Genomic DNA, 3,476 nt, shown 5'->3' on the forward strand with positions numbered 1-3,476 from the left:
CAGCGGGCTTAGAATCCCTCCTCAAAAAACTACACTATTTTATCCCTCCAAGTTTTTAACATACATTTAAATAAATAGTTTTATCGATTGATCTTTTCTAAGATTAATCAAATTGTCGGTCTACATGCGCAAATACTTTGGTAATAACAGAGGGATCACCTGGTACAACTTTGTGTCCGATCAGTATTCCGGCTTTCATGGCATCGTTATACCGGGGACGCTGAGGGACTCTATCTTTGTGCTGGAAGGCCTTCTGGAACAGGAGACCGGGCTGAATCCAACCGAAATTATGACCGATACGGCAGGTGCCAGCGATCTTGTCTTTGGCCTTTTCTGGCTGCTGGGATACCAGTTTTCTCCACGCCTGGCTGATGCCGGTGCTTCGGTTTTCTGGCGAATGGACCATGATGCCGACTATGGCGTGCTGAATGATATTGCCAGAGGGCAATCAGATCCCCGAAAAATAGTCCTTCAGTGGGACGAAATGATCCGGACCGCAGGCTCCCTGAAGCTGGGCAAAGTACAGGCCTCAGTGCTGGTCCGTTCATTGCTGAAAAGTGAACGTCCCTCCGGACTGACTCAGGCAATCATTGAAGTGGGGCGCATCAACAAAACGCTGTATCTGCTTAATTATATTGATGATGAAGATTACCGCCGGCGCATTCTGACCCAGCTTAATCGGGGAGAAAGCCGTCATGCAGTTGCCAGAGCCATCTGTCACGGTCAAAAAGGTGAGATAAGAAAACGATATACCGACGGTCAGGAAGATCAGTTGGGAGCTCTGGGGCTGGTCACTAACGCCGTCGTGTTATGGAACACTATTTATATGCAGGCAGCTCTGGATCATCTCCGGGCGCAGGGTGAAACACTGAATGATGAAGATATCGCACGCCTCTCCCCGCTTTGCCACGGACATATCAATATGCTCGGCCATTATTCCTTCACGCTGGCAGAACTGGTGACCAAAGGTCATCTGAGACCATTAAAAGAGGCGTCAGAGGCAGAAAACGTTGCTTAACGTGAGTTTTCGTTCCACTGAGCGTCAGACCCCCGGTACGCCAACGTTGCGCAGCTGACCAACGACCGGTAGCGGAGCTATCCAACGGCGGTATACCAGGAAAACACACAGCAGGTACATCAGAACAGTACCATGACTGAAGAACAAATAGTTTTTTCCTGATCCATAAAGCAGAACGGCCTGCTCCATGACAAATCTGGCTCCCCAACTAATGCCCCATGCAGCCAGCATAACCAGCATAAACTGCAGATATTGATTACGTGTTTGAATCATTGCATCGCCTGTAAATTTTTAACTTGTCCTATTTTTGTCATTACCACGTATATACACATGTATAACAATTCAGATATCGTTACCAGGATATGCCGCATCAGCGGCATGGAAGGCGGCACTCTGTTGTTTCATATGATACAGGAGTAAAACCGCCGAAGCCCGGCGTAAGCCGGTACTGATTGATAGATTTCACCTTACCCATCCCCAGCCCTGCCAGACCATACCCGCTTTCAGCCATGAGAGAGATTCTGTGCGCGGTCGGAGTGGTCCCGACGAGGGTTTACCCGAAGTCGGGGCGTATCTCCGCGTTAGCGGGCCGTGAGGGCCGCTTACGAGCGTGTACTGAGAACTTCCAGCGAGAAGACTGACAGCGATGAAGATGTAGTTACAACATTCATAATTAAAAGCGACTCTGTTCCGGCCCTTTGGGCCGGGGCGGGGCCGCTTTTCAGTTATGAGGGAGGGGCTTTGTGGTTTCGGTTCTGCGCCAGACCGGGGTTTTTCTGGAGGTTGTTTTTGTGTGTTGTAACTAAAGTGGCTCCGGTCGGGGCCCGCCGCTTGCGGTGGGAGGTGCATATCTGTCTGTCCACAGGACAGGCAGTGAATAGGTTTTCTTTTTAAATGAATGTAATTAAGTAGTTTAAAGGAGATATAAACAGGTGTTTAAAAGATACATTGCACCCTGTAAGACTGGCGGCTGGCGCTTTATGACATGAACGGTTGTAACCTTATGGGGAAGTCCCTTGCAGTTAAATGTGGATAAGCAAAATTCCCCGTCGCTGAGGCGTATTTTGTATTAAAAACAGGGGGAATCGGATGCTCCAGAAGGTGGATGATGAGATTGTTTTTTGCATGCGACGCTGTTTTTTTGTGCACCGGCGGGCTTCAGGCGTGCGGATGCCTCCGGCGCAGGCCGGATTATTCTGAGGAGATCACTTTCAGGGAGAAGCTGTGGCCAGCCGGCTGTAATTGCGGTTACGTGACAGAATCATGCGCTCCTTCACACGACGCTCCACTTCGCGTTTTACCGCCTCACCATTAGCAGTGAAGCGTCCTTCCGAGATTTCACGCGTCAGCTGCCGTTTCACCAGGGTGACGATATCCTGACGTTCTCTGTTCGCATCACGACGCGCACGGGCACGTTTTATTCCACGGGACTTAAGCTCTGTCTGGTAACTGCGGAAACGCTCACGCACAAAACGCCAGGCTTTCGCTATCAGCTCATCCATACCCAGGGTATCCAGCCCCTGCTTTTTGCGCTGTTTGTTTTCCCATTCAACACGACTGCGGCGCGCAGCTGCCACTGCATCCTCAGACACATCAAGGGCAGCAAACAGAGCCAGTGTGAACGTGATGTCGGTCGGAATGTAGCACCCGATAAGCGGGTCATATTCCGTCTGGTAGGTAATCAGTCCCAGCTCTGACAGGAACGTCAGGGCCCGGGTGGCACGGGTGATGGAGAGTTTTCCTGCACCGGACTCTGTCGCCAGTCCGCACTCAATGGCCAGTGTGGTGATGGAACACTGGACGCGGTTGGCCAGCGGGTCATAGTGGAAACACAGCCCCTGCAGCAGCGCATCAATAGCCCGTCGACGCAGCACCGGTGGCATGCGCCGACGCAGACCACGGGAACGGGCATGCGCCACATGAATGGCGAAATCAAAACGGGAGGTGAAGCCCACCGCCTTTTCCATCAGTTTTTCGCAGAACTTCAGCGTTCCGGCACCTTCACGGGGAGTGAACACCGGATTCGGGTTCTTTACCTGGCGGTAATACGTTTGGTGAAGATCAGTCACACCATCCTGCACTTACAATGCGCAGAAGGAGCGAGCACAGAAAGAAGTCTTGAACTTTTCCGGGCATATAACTATACTCCCCGCATAGCTGAATTGTTGGCTATACGGTTTAAGTGGGCCCCGGTAATCTTTTCGTACTCGCCAAAGTTGAAGAAGATTATCGGGGTTTTTGCTTTTCTGGCTCCTGTAAATCCACATCAGAACCAGTTCCTTGCCACCTTACGGCGTGGCCAGCCACAAAATTCCTTAAACGATCAGTAATCTAGTACTAAATTTCAAAAGTTTTGACCCACCCCCTGACATAGCCGGATACAGGGGGATATCAAAATCCAAGCATACGGGTAAGCTTATCCTTGTATTCCTTGACAGCTTTAGAGCTGGGAGCCTTT

Annotated in this window: 3 protein-coding genes and 1 pseudogene; 1 reads left to right on the top strand and 3 read right to left on the bottom strand. The window is 50.7% G+C overall.

Annotated elements, in window-relative coordinates:
• Window positions 1-127 precede the first annotated feature (127 nt).
• A pseudogene (locus MXE39_RS12665) lies at window positions 128-1,018 on the top strand (Tn3 family transposase); the annotation flags it as partial.
• A gap of 24 nt (window positions 1,019-1,042) precedes the next feature.
• On the opposite strand, the gene MXE39_RS12670 reads toward MXE39_RS12665, so the two are convergent.
• The 3 genes from MXE39_RS12670 to tap form a co-directional block, all read right to left on the bottom strand.
• Window positions 1,043-1,291, bottom strand: a complete 249-nt coding sequence (locus MXE39_RS12670) for a hypothetical protein (RefSeq protein ID WP_246979062.1) — start codon at window positions 1,289-1,291, stop codon at window positions 1,043-1,045.
• Window positions 1,292-2,229: 938 nt separating this feature from the next.
• Window positions 2,230-3,087 carry an incFII family plasmid replication initiator RepA gene (gene repA / locus MXE39_RS12675; protein ID WP_000130647.1) on the bottom strand — a complete coding sequence of 286 codons (858 nt, stop codon included), beginning with the start codon at window positions 3,085-3,087 and terminating at the stop codon, window positions 2,230-2,232.
• Entirely contained in the window at window positions 3,080-3,154 is a 75-nt protein-coding gene (gene tap, locus MXE39_RS12680) for a RepA leader peptide Tap (RefSeq protein ID WP_001365705.1), read from the bottom strand. Before tap ends, repA begins: the two co-directional genes overlap by 8 nt.
• Window positions 3,155-3,476 lie beyond the last annotated feature (322 nt).

The sequence above is a fragment of the Anaerobiospirillum sp. NML120511 genome, assembly GCF_023050955.1.
GTDB lineage: Bacteria > Pseudomonadota > Gammaproteobacteria > Enterobacterales > Succinivibrionaceae > Anaerobiospirillum.